The sequence below is a fragment of the Bradyrhizobium sp. 195 genome (assembly GCF_023101665.1).
Classification (GTDB): Bacteria; Pseudomonadota; Alphaproteobacteria; order Rhizobiales; family Xanthobacteraceae; genus Bradyrhizobium.
This window is the reverse complement of record NZ_CP082161.1, coordinates 4,000,336-4,016,988: the sequence shown is the minus strand read 5'-3', so window position 1 is coordinate 4,016,988 and position 16,653 is coordinate 4,000,336. Positions and strand designations below refer to the sequence as shown.

The 16,653-nt window shown below is 65.4% G+C and carries 15 protein-coding genes; 7 read left to right on the top strand and 8 right to left on the bottom strand.

All coding sequences use genetic code 11. The features are described from left to right. Nucleotides 1–78: 78 nt before the first annotated feature. Nucleotides 79–1,677 carry a glutamine-hydrolyzing GMP synthase gene (gene guaA, locus IVB26_RS18345; RefSeq protein WP_247972931.1) on the bottom strand — a complete coding sequence of 533 codons (1,599 nt, stop codon included), beginning with the start codon at nucleotides 1,675–1,677 and terminating at the stop codon, nucleotides 79–81. Nucleotides 1,678–1,826: 149 nt separating this feature from the next. Between guaA and IVB26_RS18340 the strand changes: the two genes are divergently transcribed. The 3 genes from IVB26_RS18340 to IVB26_RS18330 all read left to right on the top strand — a co-directional run bounded on the left by IVB26_RS18340 (nucleotide 1,827) and on the right by IVB26_RS18330 (nucleotide 3,322). Then, complete coding sequence (locus IVB26_RS18340; RefSeq protein ID WP_247972930.1) at nucleotides 1,827–2,198, top strand: nuclear transport factor 2 family protein; 372 nt, start codon at nucleotides 1,827–1,829, stop codon at nucleotides 2,196–2,198. Between the two features lie 315 nt (nucleotides 2,199–2,513). After that, nucleotides 2,514–2,846: a DHCW motif cupin fold protein gene (locus IVB26_RS18335; RefSeq protein WP_247972929.1), complete on the top strand. Its 333-nt coding sequence runs from the start codon at nucleotides 2,514–2,516 to the stop codon at nucleotides 2,844–2,846. 266 nt (nucleotides 2,847–3,112) lie between these two features. Then, nucleotides 3,113–3,322, top strand: coding sequence for a cold-shock protein (locus IVB26_RS18330; protein WP_008141931.1), 210 nt, complete (start codon nucleotides 3,113–3,115; stop codon nucleotides 3,320–3,322). A gap of 223 nt (nucleotides 3,323–3,545) precedes the next feature. On the opposite strand, the gene IVB26_RS18325 is transcribed toward IVB26_RS18330, so the two are convergent. Continuing rightward, nucleotides 3,546–4,844 (bottom strand): RsmB/NOP family class I SAM-dependent RNA methyltransferase, encoded by a 1,299-nt coding sequence (locus IVB26_RS18325; protein WP_247972928.1) that lies wholly within the window; start codon nucleotides 4,842–4,844, stop codon nucleotides 3,546–3,548. Nucleotides 4,845–4,880: 36 nt separating this feature from the next. Next, nucleotides 4,881–5,303, bottom strand: a complete 423-nt coding sequence (locus IVB26_RS18320; RefSeq protein WP_247972927.1) for an MAPEG family protein — start codon at nucleotides 5,301–5,303, stop codon at nucleotides 4,881–4,883. 160 nt (nucleotides 5,304–5,463) lie between these two features. Between IVB26_RS18320 and IVB26_RS18315 the strand changes: the two genes are divergently transcribed. Both IVB26_RS18315 and IVB26_RS18310 read left to right on the top strand, forming a co-directional pair. After that, a complete protein-coding gene (locus IVB26_RS18315; protein ID WP_246927357.1) occupies nucleotides 5,464–6,078 on the top strand; it encodes an acriflavin resistance protein in 615 nt (204 codons plus the stop codon). Between the two features lie 69 nt (nucleotides 6,079–6,147). Continuing rightward, on the top strand, nucleotides 6,148–6,990 hold the full coding sequence (locus IVB26_RS18310) for a metallophosphoesterase family protein (RefSeq protein WP_247972926.1): 843 nt from the start codon (nucleotides 6,148–6,150) through the stop codon (nucleotides 6,988–6,990). Between the two features lie 13 nt (nucleotides 6,991–7,003). Here the strand turns inward: IVB26_RS18310 and IVB26_RS18305 are convergent, their stop codons facing one another. From IVB26_RS18305 to guaB, 3 genes are all read right to left on the bottom strand, one after another. Further along, nucleotides 7,004–7,303: a hypothetical protein gene (locus IVB26_RS18305; protein ID WP_247972925.1), complete on the bottom strand. Its 300-nt coding sequence runs from the start codon at nucleotides 7,301–7,303 to the stop codon at nucleotides 7,004–7,006. A gap of 154 nt (nucleotides 7,304–7,457) precedes the next feature. Further along, nucleotides 7,458–8,480 (bottom strand): NADP-dependent oxidoreductase, encoded by a 1,023-nt coding sequence (locus IVB26_RS18300; protein ID WP_247972924.1) that lies wholly within the window; start codon nucleotides 8,478–8,480, stop codon nucleotides 7,458–7,460. 297 nt (nucleotides 8,481–8,777) lie between these two features. Next, nucleotides 8,778–10,271, bottom strand: a complete 1,494-nt coding sequence (guaB, locus tag IVB26_RS18295) for an IMP dehydrogenase (protein ID WP_247972923.1) — start codon at nucleotides 10,269–10,271, stop codon at nucleotides 8,778–8,780. 385 nt (nucleotides 10,272–10,656) lie between these two features. Here guaB and IVB26_RS18290 point away from each other — a divergent pair, with 385 nt between their 5' ends. Further along, complete coding sequence (locus IVB26_RS18290) at nucleotides 10,657–12,147, top strand: MFS transporter (RefSeq protein WP_247972922.1); 1,491 nt, start codon at nucleotides 10,657–10,659, stop codon at nucleotides 12,145–12,147. Nucleotides 12,148–12,238: 91 nt separating this feature from the next. Here the strand turns inward: IVB26_RS18290 and IVB26_RS18285 are convergent, their stop codons facing one another. Continuing rightward, the gene (locus IVB26_RS18285) at nucleotides 12,239–12,925 is read right to left on the bottom strand and encodes an RlmE family RNA methyltransferase (RefSeq protein ID WP_247972921.1); all 687 of its coding nucleotides are present in this window, start codon (nucleotides 12,923–12,925) and stop codon (nucleotides 12,239–12,241) included. Between the two features lies 1 nt (nucleotide 12,926). Further along, a complete protein-coding gene (locus IVB26_RS18280) occupies nucleotides 12,927–13,997 on the bottom strand; it encodes a Ppx/GppA phosphatase family protein (protein ID WP_247972920.1) in 1,071 nt (356 codons plus the stop codon). Nucleotides 13,998–14,206: 209 nt separating this feature from the next. Between IVB26_RS18280 and IVB26_RS18275 the strand changes: the two genes are divergently transcribed. Then, nucleotides 14,207–16,579 carry a xanthine dehydrogenase family protein molybdopterin-binding subunit gene (locus IVB26_RS18275; protein ID WP_247972919.1) on the top strand — a complete coding sequence of 791 codons (2,373 nt, stop codon included), beginning with the start codon at nucleotides 14,207–14,209 and terminating at the stop codon, nucleotides 16,577–16,579. Nucleotides 16,580–16,653: the final 74 nt, after the last annotated feature.

Below are 16,653 nucleotides of genomic sequence, written 5' to 3'. Positions count from 1 at the left end.
ACGACTTCAGCAGAGCTCTAACGCCAAAGGGACAACACGACCAAGACTACGCTAGACTGCGCTATAGCAGGCGCCGCGCTACTCCCACTCAATCGTCCCCGGCGGCTTGCTCGTCACGTCGTACACCACCCGGTTCACGCCCTTCACCTCGTTGATGATGCGCGTGGCGGTCTCGCCCAGGAACTTCATGTCGAACTGGTAGAAGTCCGCGGTCATGCCGTCGGTGGAGGTGACGGCGCGCAGGCCGACCACATAATCATAGGTGCGGCCGTCGCCCATGACGCCGACGGTCTTCACCGGAAGCAGCACGGCGAAGGCCTGCCAGATGTCGTCGTAGAGGCCGTGCTTGCGGATCTGGTCGATGTAGACGGCGTCGGCCTTGCGCAGGATGTCGAGCTTGTCGCGGGTGATGTCGCCGGGGCAGCGGATGGCGAGGCCCGGGCCCGGGAACGGGTGGCGGCCGACGAAGATTTCGGGCAGGCCGAGCTCGTAGCCGAGCTTGCGCACCTCGTCCTTGAACAGCTCGCGCAGCGGCTCGACGAGCTTCATGTTCATGCGCTCAGGCAGACCGCCGACATTGTGGTGCGACTTGATGGTGACGGAAGGTCCGCCGGTGAAGGAGACGCTCTCGATCACATCAGGATAGAGCGTGCCCTGCGCGAGGAAGTCGGCGCCGCCGATCTTCTTCGCCTCCTGCTCGAACACTTCGATGAAGAGGCGGCCGATGGTCTTGCGCTTGGTTTCGGGATCGGTGACGCCTTCGAGCTCGCCGAGAAATTGCTTCGAGGCATCCACGTGCACGAGCGGGATGTTGTAGTGGTGGCGGAACAGGTCGACCACCGTCTTGGCTTCGTCGAGGCGCAAGAGGCCGTGATCGACGAAGACGCAGGTGAGCTGGTCGCCGATGGCCTCGTGAATCAAGACGGCCGCGACCGCTGAATCGACGCCGCCGGACAGGCCGCAGATCACCTTGCCCTTGCCGACCTGGGCGCGGATCTTGGCGATCTCCTCCTCGCGGAAGGCGCGCATGGTCCAGTCGCCGGACAGGCCTGCGATCTTGCGCACGAAGTTGCGGATCAGTTTGGCGCCATCGGGCGTGTGCACCACTTCGGGGTGGAACATCAGGCCGTAATATTTGCGCTTCTCGTCCTGGATGATCGCGAACGGCGCGTTCGGCGAGGTGCCGGCGACGGAGAAGCCCGGCGGCATCTTCGTGATGCGGTCGCCGTGGCTCATCCAGACCTGGTTCTTGCCGCCCGGCGACCAGACGTCCTCGAACAGCTTACTCGGCGCCTTGACCTCGACATCGGCGCGGCCGAATTCGCGGTGATGGCCGCCCTCGACCTCGCCGCCGAGTTGGGCCGCCATGGTCATCTGGCCGTAGCAGATGCCCATCACGGGCACGCCGGAATCGAAGATCGCCTGGGGAGCGCGGGGCGAGCCGGCCTCATGCACCGATTCAGGGCCGCCGGAGAGGATCACCGCCTTGGGCTTCATCTCGTCGAAGGCGGCTTCGGCCTTGTTGAACGGGACGATCTCGCAATAGACGCCGTCCTCGCGCACCCGACGCGCGATCAGCTGCGTCACCTGGCTGCCGAAGTCGACGATGAGAATCTTGTCGTGCGCCGAGGCCACCGAGGGCGTCGACGCGGAGCGGTCGTTCTGTGCTGCTGTCATGGCCAGCAAATACGCTGGCAGCGCGCGAGCCGCAACCGCGGTGGCGGCGCGCCCACATGCTTCTTTGGGCATGGACAAAGGGATATGGGTAAGTATTATTGACCTAATATGCCCCGCTACTCAAACAGGGGCCGATCAGGGAGAACGTCATGCCACAGCACCACCAGCCATCAACGCTCACCGCGCTCGGCCGGACCTGGGTCGAGGCCTGGAACGCGCGCGACCTCGAGCGCGTGCTCGCGCTCTATGATGAGGCCGCCGTGATGACCTCGGACCGCATCCCAATGCTGGGGTTCGATGCCAGCGGCACCGTGCGCGGCAAGGACGCGCTTCGGGCTTATTGGGGCAAGGCGCTTGGGCTGTTGCCGGAGCTGCACTTCTCACTGATCGATCTGTTCGTCAGCCCCGACAGCGTCGTGGTGTTTTACGCCAACGAGCGGGGGAAGAAGATCTGCGAATATCTGCGGGTGAACGATGCGGGGCTGATCGTGCAGGGATCGGCCAATCATCTGGCGGAGTGAACGGTGCAGCCGCACTCACCGCTGTCGTTCCCCGCGAAAGCGGGGAATCCAGTACGCCGCGGCGTCTGGAATACTGGATCGCCCGGTCAAGCCGGGCGACGACAGCGAGAGTGAGGCGAGAGCACGCTGCCTCTACGCCGTCATTGCAAGGAGCCCTTGCGACGAAGCAATCCAGACTGCTTCCGCGGATGCATCACTGGATTGCTTCCGCCTTCGCCAAGGCTTCGGCGGACAAGTCGCTGCGCTCGCAATGACGGAGACTGGGGCGGCAGCGTGCGCTAAACCGACACTGCCACACTGATCCAGGACTCCCCCATGAAACTCCCCACCTCCCCCTTCACCGTCACCGACTGGAGCAAGGTCGAGGCGACCACGCATCCCGGTGAGAGCGGGCAGGCGTTTTGGCGCACGCTCAATATCGGCGATCTCCGGGTGCGGATGGTGGAGTATTCGCCGGGCTACCGGGCCGACCATTGGTGCGATCGCGGCCACGTGCTCTACGTGCTGAAGGGCGAGCTCGACAGCGAGCTGCGTGACGGGCGCAAATTCAAGCTCACGGCGGGCATGAGCTACCAGGTCTCGGATTTCGGCGACCCCGCGCACCGGTCCTCGACCGCGACCGGCGCCACGCTCTTCATCGTGGACTGACATGCATCCGGGCGCTCACTTTGCACCGCAAAATAGAAAAGTCGCGTGAGGTCCCGGGCCACGGGTGGTGCCTTGAACTGGCCCCAAATTCTCGCTATATTGTGATCATCGATACTTGGCCGAACGACTGGGCCGCTTCGCTTCGTTGCTGACGGGCGCGCACGCTTCAGATGACTTCTCCAAACATCGACTGAACAGGGCTATGGGCGCAATGCTGCGTACCGGTCCACGTGCGTACTCTCTCTAACTAACTGAAGGAAATTCCCATGGCTATGGGCACCGTGAAGTGGTTCAACACCCAAAAGGGTTATGGTTTCATCCAGCCGGACGACGGCCAGAAGGACGTGTTCGTGCACATCAGCGCCGTCGAGCGCGCTGGCCTCTCCTCCCTCAACGAGGGTCAGAAGGTCTCGTTCGACATCGTCGCCGATCGTCGCAGCGGCAAGTCGTCGGCTGACAATCTCCGCGTCGGCTAACGCCCGCGCAGCGTTCTGACCACGGACGTACCGGCAGAACGTTAGAAAAAGAAAGCCCCGCGAGCTTCGGTTCGCGGGGCTTTTGTTTTGGGGGCGTCAAACGCGGTCCGTAGGGCGGATTAGCGCAGCGTAATCCGCCACGCCTGCCGCGCCGGAGAGAGAAACGGCGGATTACGCCAGCTGCTGCGCTTCACGCAGCCGCCGGCTAATCCGCCCTACAGACTTACGCCTTCCGCAGCACCGAGACGAAGAACCCGTCGGTTCCCGTGCGCCGCGGCGTCAACAGCCAGCCCTCGTCCGACTGCAGCGCGGCCTGCCCAAAATCCTCCGCCTTGTCCCAGAGAACGCTCGCGGTCTGCTCGGGCGGCACCACCGAAAACTCGGGGTGGCGGCCGACGAAGGCCCTCACCTGCTCGCCGTTCTCTTCTGATAGCACCGAGCAGGTGATGTAGGCGATGCGGCCGCCTTGCTTCACCAGCGGCACCGCCCGCTCCAGCACCTCGGCCTGGTCGCGCAGGCGGATCTCCAGCGCGCCCGGCCGCATGCGCCATTTGGCGTCGGGATTGCGGCGCCAGGTTCCGGTTCCCGTACAGGGCGCATCGATCACGACGAGGTCCGCGGTGCCGCGGATGTCGGCCAGCGAATCGGCCTCGCCCTTGGGCGTGCGGACATCGGCATTGTGGACGCCGGCGCGCGACAGCCGTTCGTGGATCGGCGCGAGCTGGCGCTTGTCGCGGTCGGTCGCGATCAGCCGGCCCTTGCCCTGCATCAAGGCGGCGAGCGCCAACGTCTTGCCGCCCGCGCCCGCGCAGAGGTCGATCACCTGCTCGCCGGGTTTTGCCGCGGTGAATTGGGCCGCAAGCTGCGATCCCTCATCCTGCACTTCAATTCCGCCCTTGATGAAATCCTCCTCGGCCTGGATGCCGGGGTTGCGCGCATCGGCCGAAAGCTCGATGCGCAGGCCCGTTGCGGACCAAGGCGTCGGTTTCGCATGAAGATGAGCAAGCGACTGCATTGCCTTGTCGCGATTGGATTTTAGCGTGTTGACCCGCAGGTCGAGCGGCGCCCGGCTCGCCATCGCGACCGCTTCCGCCGCGCGGGTATCGCCGAACACCTTTGCAAGGTGCGGATCCAGCCATTCGGGATAGTCGCCTGCGATCGCGGCAGGCGCATCCGCGAGGGAGCGATGACTGAGCGCGCCCTCCTCGGCCTCCGTCAGCGGCGCCGGCGCAAAGCGACTGCCGTCGAACAACGCGCCCATCGTCGCCACGTCCATGTTGCGCTCGAGCCGGAGCATGCCGATCAGCCTGGCACGCGCGGTGTCGGAATCCATCAGGAACGCGCTCGAGGCGTAGCGGCGCAGCACGTCCCAGACGAGGCCGGCGATGGCGGCGCGGTCACCGGAACCGGCAAAGCGGTGCGCGGTGCCCCACTCCTTCAGCGCCTTGGCCGCGGGCACGCGGTCTTTCTCGATGGTGTCGATGAGCTCGATGGCTGCGGACAGCCGGGCAGCGGGGGTCATTCTCAATCTTTCAGATCAGCATTGGCGGGCAGGCGCCTAGATCAGCAATAAGAGCTTCAGGGCGAAGTAGATCCACATCGCCAGCATCACGAGCACGCCGGCGAGCCAGACCGTGGAGCGCCGGCCGAGATCGTTCGAGGAGACGAAGACCCCGGCATGGGCAAAGCGCGTCACCACGAACACCCAGGACATCAGCACGATGAAGAGATCGGCGCGGCGCAGCGGCAAGGCCAGCGCGATCAGGACGTAGAACAGCACCGGCAGCTCGAACTGGTTGCGGTAGCAATTGGCGATTTGTGTGGCGCCCTTGGGCCAGTTCGGCTCGCCGAGCGCAATGTCGCGGATGTTCGTCTCGCCCGCGACCAGCGTCTTGCGGCGCGCGAAGACCATGCCGATCAGAAGCGCGAAGGTGAGCCCGATCTGGACGAAGACCGGCAGCAAGACCATTTGAACGGACATCTGAGGTTTCCCATCCGGCGGGGGCCGCCGGACCGTCCATTAGCCGCCGCTCCTCGTCCTGACAATCAACCAGTTGAACCGGCCTTCCCGGTCTTGCGACCAACCACCGATCATTAAAGCGATTTCGGCCCCCTTCGGGGTCCCCAGGCGAGATGGCGCCATGACCACCCTGACCAGCCTCTGGACCGAATCCGCCGACGGCCGGCTCGGCATCCTGATGTCGGCGCTGTCAGGTATCGCGATGGCGCTCGCGGTCGCGCTGGCGATGACGGTGTACTTCCGCCTGAGCTACCGGACCTGGCGAGACGTTGCGAGGCATGGGGTTGCGACGCTCGCCGCGGTCGCCCTGTTCGCCTTCGCGGCCTACGACATGCGTCACGCCGCCCTCGCCTATCTCGGCCTCAACCCGTCCAAGCCGGCGGTCGAGTTCGAGATCCGCATGCCCCGGGAGATGCTGACGGCGGCGACCGACACCCAGATCGAGTTGCACACCGACCGAAACCAGACGCTGGCGCTGGTCGACGGCGTGCGCGACCTCTCCGACGGCCGTACGATGCTGCGCGGCGCGGTCGCGCTCAACCACCGCACCGCGGACCGCGTGCTGGTCGTGAACCTGCCCGGCAAGGGCATTTTCGAGTTCCGTCTCCGTCTGCCTGCCGAGCCGCATCGCTCCGAGCAGTTCGGTCCCTGGCACCTCGCCGACCGCATCGCCTCGCCGCTCGCCGGACCCGTGGCGCCGCAGGACGCCTACACGATCCGCTACCGCGTGCTTTAAACTTTGTTCGTTGCGATCCATGCCGGCGCCGTCATCGTTCCGACGCGCGACAATTGATACGATGATCGCATGTCCGAATTTCGTCTGACGCAGATTTCCGACACCCACCTCGGCCGGCGCTTCCCCGGCCTGGTCGCCAACTTCCATCGCGTTTGCGAGCACATCGACGCTGACAGGCCCGACCTCGTCATCAATAGCGGCGACGTCTCCTTCGACGGGCCGACCGGCCGCGATGACGTCGTCTTTGCAAAAGGCCTGCACGACGCTCTGCCCGTCGCGTGCCGTTACCTTCCCGGCAACCACGATATCGGCGATAATCCGACCGCGATCGGGCCGGCACCAAAGCCGCCGGTCAGCGAAGCGCACCGCCGGCAATTCTGCGACATCATCGGCGAAGACCATTGGGCGTTCGAGGCCGCAGGCTGGCGCTTCATCGGACTCAATTCCCTGGTGATGAATTCGGGGCTCGCCTTCGAGGCCGAGCAGTTCGACTGGCTGGCGTCCGAGATCGCGCATACGAACGGCAGGCCGGTCGCGCTGTTCCTGCACAAACCTGTGTTTCTCAACCTGCCCGACGATCCTGAAACGCCGGAGACCTCGATCCGCTACGTGCCGCAGCCGGCACGGGCCCGGCTGATCGAGATGTTCGAGCGCGTCGATCTGCGCCTCATCGCCAGCGGCCACGTGCACCAGCGGCGCGATTTCAGCTATCGCCGCACCCGCCATGTCTGGGCGCCATCGGCCGGCTTCGTCATCAACGATCAGCGCCAGGAGCGGATCGCGATCAAGGAAGTCGGCCTGGTCGAGTATAGCTTCCGACCCGACAGCTTCGAGGTCCGCCACGTCAGGGCCGCGGGCCAGGTCGATGTCGACGTCGAGGAACTCCTCGCCCAGATGGGCGGCGAGCACTAACGCGCTTGGCCGCTCAAGCGACGCTCTTGAGGTCCTGCTGGATTGCGGCGAGCAAGGATTGCAGCGCCTCGCTGTTCACCGGCTTGGCCGCCAGATCATTGGCAATGGCCCGCTTGGCAGGCTGCGCGGCCTTGACCGGACGCTTCGGGAACGGCGGCGGCGGCGCCGGCATCGCGGGTCGCGCAAAATCGCCGTCCTCCTCGGAGCGGACGAACTTGCCGTGAATGACGTCGTCGTGGCGGCCCATGACGAACATCGCCACCCAATAGCCGGCAGCAAGCAGGATAACGCAGAAAACACTGATCTCTAACATCGCAACACCCAAAATATGCGCGATGATTCAACGTCTTCGCCTTGCGGTCAATGAACCGACGGTCACACCTGCGGCTTTTGCGGAACAGGTGTGGCCGATCGGTCACTCTTTGTTATCCATACCGTCCCCTCCCTTGGAGGCGGACGCGGCGGGGTCAGGCCTTATCCGGCCCGACCCGGACCAGCTGCTTGCCGAAATTGGCGCCCTTCAGCAGCCCCATGAAGGCGCCGGGGGCGCTCTCCAGGCCCTCGGTGACGAACTCCTTGTACTTGACCTTGCCGTCGCGAACCCAGGTGGACATGTCGCGCAGGAAGTCGCCATGGCGCGCGGCGAAGTCGGAGACGATGAAGCCGCGGAAGGTCAGCCGCTTGGTCAGCGTCGCGCGCATCATGCTGGCGGCCCATTTCGGCGGCTTGGCCTCAGTGTCGTTGTAGTGCGCGATCAGGCCGCAGACCGGCACGCGGGCAAACGGGTTGAGCAGCGGGAACACCGCCTCGAACACGGCGCCGCCGACATTCTCGAAATAGACGTCGATCCCCTTGGGGCAGGCATCCTTCAGCTTGGCGGCGAGATCCGGATCGCGGTGATCGATGCAGGCATCGAAGCCGAGCTCCCTCACCACGTAGTCGCACTTGTCCTTGCCGCCGGCGATTCCAACTGCACGTGCGCCCTTGATCTTGGCGATCTGGCCGACGGCCGAGCCGACCGCGCCGGAGGCGCCGGCAACGACGACGGTCTCGCCTGCTTGCGGCTTGCCGATGTCGAGCAGGCCCGTGTACGCGGTCATGCCGGGCATGCCGAGCACGCCGACCGAAGTTGAGATCGGACCGAGCTTCGGATCGACCTTGATCAGGCCATTGCCATTGGAGATCGCGTGCGTCTGCCAGCCGGAACGGATGCGCACGATGTCGCCTTTGGCGAAGCTGGGATTGTTGGACGCCGCGACCTCGCTGACCGCCTCGCCCTCCATCACCCCGCCGATCGGCACCGGAGCTGCATAGGACGGACCATCGCTCATGCGCCCGCGCATATAGGGATCGAGCGACAGCCAGATCGTGCGCAGCAGGACTTCACCCGCCGCAGGCGTCGGGACAGCGAATTCCTCGATGCGGAAATCAGATGGCTTGGGTTCGCCGACGGGACGCGCGGCGAGAACGATGCGTTTTGCTTGGGACATGGCTTCCTCCACTTTTCTGTCATTGCGAGCGAAGCGAAGCAATCCAGCCGCGTCAATACAAAAGGACTGGATTGCTTCGTCGCAAGAGCTCCTCGCAATGACGAGCTTGTGGCACGAAGCAACCACAAACTCGCTGTCATCGCCCGACTTGATCGGGCGATCCAGTATTCCGGAGACAGTCGTGATTGAGCCGAGAGGCTGCGGCGTATTGGATGGCCCCGGTCAAGCCGGGGCATGACACCGTCGTTGAGGCAAGCGCGCCAAAATCCACGCGCTCGCGCGAGCCAAAGGGAGCGCCTAGCCCCCGCCCGGATAGTTCGGGGCTTCGCGCGTGATGGTGACGTCGTGGACGTGGCTTTCACGCAGGCCCGCGCCGGTGATGCGGACGAATTGCGCCTTGTCGTGCAGCTCCTTCATGTCACGCGCGCCGACATAACCCATCGCGGCGCGCAGGCCGCCGGCGAGCTGATGCATGACGTTGCCGACCGGGCCTTTATACGGCACCTGGCCCTCGATGCCTTCAGGCACGAGCTTCAGCGTGTCCTTGATGTCCTGCTGGAAGTAGCGGTCGGCAGATCCGCGCGCCATCGCACCGACCGAGCCCATGCCGCGATAGGCCTTGTAGGAGCGGCCCTGCCACAAGAACACTTCGCCGGGCGTCTCGTCGGTGCCGGCGAGCAGCGAGCCGACCATGGCGATGTCGGCGCCGGCGGCGAGCGCCTTGGCGAGGTCGCCGGAGAACTTGATGCCGCCGTCGGCGATGACGGGGATGTCGGCCTTCTTCGCCGCTTCCACGGCATCCATGATCGCGGTGAGCTGGGGAACGCCGACGCCGGCGACGATGCGCGTGGTGCAGATCGAGCCTGGACCGATGCCGACCTTGATGCAGTCTGCGCCCGCGTCGATCAGCGCCTGCGTGCCCTCGGTGGTGGCGACGTTGCCGGCCACGACCTGCACCGAATTGGACAGACGCTTGATGCGGTTCACCGCATGCAGCACATGACGGGAATGGCCGTGCGCGGTGTCGACGACGACGAGGTCGACGCCCGCGTCGATCAGCCGCTCGGTGCGCTCGAAGCCGGTGTCGCCGACGGTGGTGGCGGCGGCAACACGCAGGCGCCCTTGCGCGTCCTTGCAGGCAAGCGGATGGGCGACCGCCTTTTCCATGTCCTTCACGGTGATGAGGCCGACGCAGCGATATTGCTCATCGACCACGAGCAGCTTCTCGATGCGATGCTGGTGCAGCATCCGCCGCGCCTCGTCCTGGCTGACATTCTCGCGCACCGTGACGAGGCCTTCATGCGTCATCAGCTCGGAGACTTTTTGCCGGCGGTCGGTGGCAAAGCGCACGTCGCGGTTGGTGAGGATGCCGACCAGCTTGCCCGGCGTGGACTTGCCCGCGCCGGTGACGACGGGAATGCCGGAGATGCCGTGATCGCTCATCAGCTTGAGCGCGTCGTCGAGCGAGGCCTCGGGGCTGATGGTGAGCGGGTTCACCACCATGCCCGACTCGTAGCGCTTGACCTGCCGCACCTGGGCGGCCTGCCCTTCGGGATCGAAATTGCGGTGGATGACGCCGAGGCCGCCGGCCTGCGCCATGGCGATGGCCATGCGGGCTTCGGTGACGGTGTCCATGGCCGAGGCCATGATCGGGATGTTGAGCGGAATGGCGCGGGTGACGCGGGAGCGGATGTCGACCTCGCCCGGCATGACGTCCGACAGGCCCGGCTTCAGCAGCACGTCGTCGAACGTAAAGGCTTCGCGGATGCCCTGAAGTTGCACCGTGGCCATTTGCCAACTCCTTCCTGCGGCCCTGCCGCAAATGCTAATGGATGAGCGCCGCCCTCGGCGTACCTTGCGGCAACGCCGGAGAATCGGAGCCCATCGGTGGGGTTGACGCGGGTCGATAGCACGGCCGCGTGACGAATCAAAGCAATTCGGAGCGCCGGCCAGCCATGCACAGGCTTTTTACGCAAATTCGGCGGGGATAGCCCTGCGCGGCCAACCCGCCGTCATTCCGGGTTCGCGCCAAGGGGCCCGCCCCGGAATGACGGAAGAGAGGGCACCCCTGTTACGCAGGATTTAGGTGCTATGCGTCGATCCGCAATGGTCGCAGGCAGCCGGCGGTGATAAGCCGCAAACAGCCCTTCCTTCCGATTTTCATTACCAATCCGTCATGGTCGACAAGCAACGCGTCATTCCGCTGATCGTGGCCACTGCTCTCTTCATGGAGAACATGGACTCGACGGTGATCGCCACCTCGCTGCCGGCGATCGCGGCTGACATCGGCACAAGTCCGCTGACGCTCAAGCTCGCGATCACCTCCTACCTGCTGTCGCTCGCGGTGTTCATCCCGGCGAGCGGCTGGACCGCCGACCGGTTCGGCGCGCGGATGGTGTTCGCGATCGCGGTGGGCGTGTTCATGGTCGGCTCGGTCGGCTGCGCGCTATCGTCCTCGGTCACCGATTTCGTGTTCGCGCGCATCCTGCAGGGCATGGGCGGAGCGATGATGACGCCGGTCGGCCGCCTCGTGCTGCTGCGCTCGGTCGACAAGAGCGCGCTCGTCAACGCCATGGCGTGGGTGACGGTCCCGGCCCTGATCGGCCCGGTGATCGGCCCGCCGCTCGGCGGCTTCATCACCACTTACGCCTCCTGGCACTGGATCTTCCTGATCAACATCCCGATCGGGCTGCTCGGCATCTTCATGGCGCTGCGCTTCATCGATCCCATCAAGAGCGAGACGCAGGAGCCGTTCGATCTCTACGGCATGGTGCTCGCGGGTATCGGGCTTGCCGGCATCGCGTTCGGGCTCTCTGTTGCCGGACTGAACCTGCTGCCGTGGAGCACCGTCGCCGCCCTGGTCGTGGGTGGCGCGATCTCGATGACACTATATGTCCTGCACGCCCGGCGCACGGGCTCGCCGGTGCTCGACTTCTCGCTCCTGAAGCTGCCGACACTGCGCGCGGCCGTGTTCGGCGGCTTCATGTTCCGGCTCGGCATCGGCGCGCTGCCGTTCCTGCTTCCCCTGTTGATGCAGATCGGCTTCGGGCTGTCGCCGTTCCATTCCGGCCTCGTCACCTTCTCCTCCTCGCTCGGCGCCATGGGCATGAAGACGCTGGCGGCACGCCTCATCCGCACCTTCGGCTTCCGCAATCTGATGACGGTGAACGCGATCGTCAGCGCGTTCTTCCTCGCCGTCTGCGCGCTGTTCACGGTGACGACGCCGCTGCTCATCATCATGGTCATCCTGGTGGTCGGTGGCTTCTTCCGCTCGCTGGAATTCACCGCGATCAACACGGTCGCCTATGCCGACGTCGAAACCGCGCAGATGAGCCGTGCCACGACGCTCGTCAGCGTTAACCAGCAATTGGCGGTCTCGGCCGGCGTCGCGGTCGGCGCGGCCTGCGTGGAAACGACGATGTGGTTCAACCATGTCGGCGAGATCGACGCCACCGTGTTCGCGCCGGCCTTTGTCGTGATCGCGCTGACCTCGGCGGCGTCGAGCTGGTTCTTCTGGCAGATGCCCGCTGACGCCGGCCACGAGATCTCCGGCCGCAAGGCCGTGGAGATCGCGAGCCGCAAGGGCGCCGGCAAGGGTGCTGAGAAGGCGGCGGTCAAGGCGGCGAGCGAGGATACGCAGGACGTGCGGGATCAGCGGCTGGGGTAGACTCTCCTCGTCATTGCGAGCGCAGCGAAGCAATCTTTCCGCGGAGGGATTCTGGATTGCTTCGTCGCTTCGCTCCTCGCAATGACGGAGGCTACTCCTGCGCCCCGCCCCGAAACCCAGTCGCGAGCACATAGCGCTCCGAGGAATCCTGCCGGCTCGCCGCCGGTTTGACGTGGCGCACGGTGGCGAAGTCGCGCTTGAGCTGGGCGAGCAGATCGGCGTCGGCGCCGCTCTGGAAGGTCTTTGCCAGGAACGTGCCGCCGGGCTTGAGCACGTCGCAGGCAAAGGCGGCCGCGGTTTCGACGAGGCCGACGATGCGGAGCTGGTCGGTCTTGCGGTGGCCGGTGGTGTTGGCGGCCATGTCGGACATCACGATGTCGGCGCCGCCGCCCAGCATCGCGGTCAGCTTGTCGGGCGCGTCATTGTCCATGAAATCGAGCTGCGCGAACTCGACGCCGGGAATCTCCGGCATTTCCAACAGATCGATCGCGACGACCTTGCCCTTGCCTTCGGTGGAGCCGACGCGCTTGGCAGCGATCTGGCTCCAGCCGCCGGGTGCCGCGCCGAGGTCGACCACGGCCATGCCGGGCTTCAGAAACCGAAACTTGTCGTCGATCTCGAGCAGCTTGAACGCCGCGCGCGAGCGATATCCCGCCGCCTTGGCTTTGACCACATAGGGATCGTTGAGCTGCCGCTCCAGCCAAAGCTTCGACGACAATTTGCGCTTGCCGCCGGTCTTGACCTGGACGTGCAAGCGGCCGGTGGTGTCCTTGGCCATCTCACCAGCTCCTGAGCGCGCCGTCCTCGCGCATCATCTCGACCAGCATGCCTTCGCGCAGGCCCCGGTCGGCGACGCGCAGGCGCGGCAGCGGAAAGGCGCGCCTGATGGCATCGAGGATGGCGCAGCCGGCGAGCACGAGATCGGCGCGCTCGACGCTGATGCAGTTGTTGCCGGCGCGCTCCTCGTAGCTCATGCCGAGCAGCTTGTTGATCGTTGCGCTGATGTCGGAATCGTTCATCCAGATGCTGTCGATGCGGCGGCGGTCATAGCGCGCGAGGTTGAGATGGATACCGGCGAGCGTCGTCACCGTGCCTGATGTGCCCAGCAGGTGCATGCCGGCGAGATCGCCGCCATGCTCTTCCGCGAACGGCGCGACGTGGTTCGCGACCACCTCCTCCATCGCAGCATAAATCCCCGGCGTCACGTCGCGGCCGCCAAACTGCTCGGCGAGCGTCACCACACCATAGGGAATCGACATCCAGGCCTTGATGCGCGGCTCCGGATTTTCCGGGTCGCGCTCGATCCGCACCAGCTCGGTCGAGCCGCCGCCGATGTCGAACAGGATCGCGCCGCGTCCCCTGGGGTCGACCAGCGGCGAGCAGCCGAGCACGGCGAGCGCGGCCTCGGTCTCGCGGTCGATCACCTCGAGCTCGATGCCGGTCTCGGCCGCAACGCGGCTGCGAAAACCCTCCGCATTCGAGGCCGCGCGGCAGGCCTCGGTTGCAATCAGCCGCAACCGGCGCGCTTTCCGCAAATTGATCTTGTCGCGACAAATGCTGAGCGCGGCGATGGCGCGCTCGATCGCGGCATCGCTGATGCAGCCGGTCGCCGAGACACCCTCCCCGAGCCGGATGATGCGCGAGAAGGAATCGACGACGCGAAAGCCATCCTGGGTCGGACAGGCGATCAGCAGCCTGCAATTGTTGGTGCCGAGGTCCAGCGCCGCGTAGACGCCGGTTCCCGACGCCTGCGCGCCGACGGCCGGTTCGGTGGCCAACGCCACCGCCGCCATCGACCCCAGCTCACCGTGCGGCGCATGGCCGTCGCGGAGCCGCGTGTGGTCATTCATACAAACTGTCTTTCCGCGGCCGGTCGGGCCGGTCTGGAATTGCTTTTTCGCCTGAAACATTAGCAGCGCGGCGGGTATGCGCAACAACGCATCACATGGGACCATGCCCATTCGTGCGTTGTCGTGAACAGGGTGGTGGGTTATCTCAGTGGAGTCCGGTCCCCCGCTGCCGCGAAAATGCGCAAATGCCGGCTTTTCAGGTCAATTCCATGCAAGAACACACCAAATCGGCCACGCTCGAAAACGCTATTGCACTGCAAAAATATGGCGTCGGGCAGCCCGTCCGCCGCAAGGAGGACGACACGCTGGTGCGCGGCAAGGGCCGCTATACCGACGATTTCAACCTGCCCGGCCAGGCCCATGCCGTGGTCGTCCGTTCCACCCACGCCCATGGCATCATCCGCGGCATCGGCATCGATGCCGCCAAGGCAATGCCGGGCGTGCTGGGAGTGTGGACCGGCAAGGATCTCGATGCCGCAGGCTACGGCCCCTTCACCTGCGGCCTGCCGCTGAAGAGCCGCGACGGCTCGCCCCTGCTTCAGACCAACCGCCAGCCGCTCGCGACCGACAAGGTCCGCTTCGTCGGCGATCCCGTCGCTTTCGTGGTGGCCGAGACGCTGGCGCAGGCGCGCGATGCGGCCGAGGCGGTCGAGCTCGACGTCGAGCCACTGCCGGCCGTGACCGACCCCGAAGAAGCTTCCAGGCCCGGCGCGCCGCAGCTCTATGAGCACATCCCTGATAACGTCGCGCTCGACTACCATTATGGCGACATGGAGAAGGTCAACGCGGCTTTCGCCAGCGCCGCCCATGTCACCAGGATCGACATCGAGAACACCCGTGTCGCCGTGGTCTCGATGGAGCCGCGCGTCGGCCTTGCCTCCTATGAGAAGAAGACCGAGCGCTACACGCTGCAAGTGCCGACGCAGGGCGTTGCCGGCAACCGCGCCAACCTCGCCAAGAACTTGAAAGTGCCGAACGAGAAGGTGCGCATCCTCACCGCCAATGTCGGCGGCTCCTTCGGCATGAAGAACATCAACTATCCCGAATACATGTGCATCCTGTACGCGGCCAAGGCACTGGGCCGCCCGGTGAAATGGCTCGACGAACGCTCGACCGCCTTCCTCTCTGACAGCCACGGCCGTGCGCAGAAGATCCACGCCGAGCTGGCACTCGATGCCGAAGGGCATTTCCTCGCGGCCAAATTGTCCGGCTACGGCAATCTCGGCGCCTACATCACCGGCGTCGCGCCGGGGCCGCTCTCGCTCAACACCGGCAAGAATTTTTCCAGCGTCTACCGCACGCCCTTGATGGCGGTGGACATCAAGGTGGTGCTGACCAACACCACGCTGATGGGCGCCTATCGCGGCGCCGGCCGACCCGAGGCGAACTATTACATGGAGCGGCTGATCGACCGCGCCGCCGACGAGATGGGCATCAACCGGCTGACCTTGCGCAAGCGCAACTTCATCAAGCCGAACCAGATGCCGTTCCCGGCCTCCTCCGGCGTCACCTATGACAGCGGCGACTTCCAGGCCGTGTTCAACAAGGCGCTCGAAATCTCCGACCACGAGAATTTCGCCAAGCGCAAGAAGGAGAGCAGGAAGGCCGGCAAACTGCGCGGCATTGCCGTCGGCTCCTATCTCGAAGTCACGGCGCCGCCGAGCCCCGAGCTCGGCAAGATCGTGTTCGATGCCGACGGCAGCGTGCAGCTCATCACCGGCACGCTCGATTACGGCCAGGGCCATGCGACGCCGTTTGCGCAGGTGTTGTCCGAGCAGCTCGGCGTCCCCTTCGAGAGCGTGAAGCTGGTGCAGGGCGACAGCGACATCGTTCACGCCGGCAACGGCACCGGCGGCTCGCGCTCGATCACCGCCACCGGCATGGCGATCGTGGGCGCCGCCAAGCTCGTCATCGAGAAGGGCAAGCGCGCCGCGGCGCACATGCTGGAGGCCTCCGAGGCCGACATCGAGTTCGAAGGCGGTAGCTTCACCATCGCCGGCACCGACCGCAGCATCGACATCATGGAGCTGGCCAAGAAGCTGCATGACGGCAAGACGCCGGACGGCGTGCCCGACAGCCTCGACGTCGACCACACCAGCGAGCCGGTGCCCTCGGCGTTCCCGAACGGCTGCCACGTTGCGGAAGTCGAGATCGATCCGGAGACCGGCGTGGTGCAGATCGTGCGCTACAGCGCGGTCAACGATTTCGGCACGGTGATCAACCCGCTGCTGGTCGCAGGCCAGCTCCATGGCGGCGTCGTCCAGGGCATCGGACAAGCGCTGATGGAGCACATCCGCTACGACGAGAGCGGCCAGCCGATCACGGGCTCGCTGATGGACTACGCCCTGCCCCGCGCCGAGGATGTGCCGAACATGACGGTCGGCGATCACCCGGTGCCGGCCACGACCAATCCGCTCGGCAGCAAGGGCTGCGGCGAAGCCGGCTGCGCCGGCAGCCTGTCAACCGTTGTGAACGCCGTGCTCGATGCGCTCTCTGACTACGGCATCAAGCAGATCGACATGCCGCTGACCCCGGAGCGCGTGTGGCGCGCGATCCTGGAGGCGAAGGCCACGGCGGCGTAAGGGGGCGCCGTAGCCGGTCGCTCGCCATTTCCTCACACACAACTGTCATCGCCCGGCTTGACCGGGCGATCCAG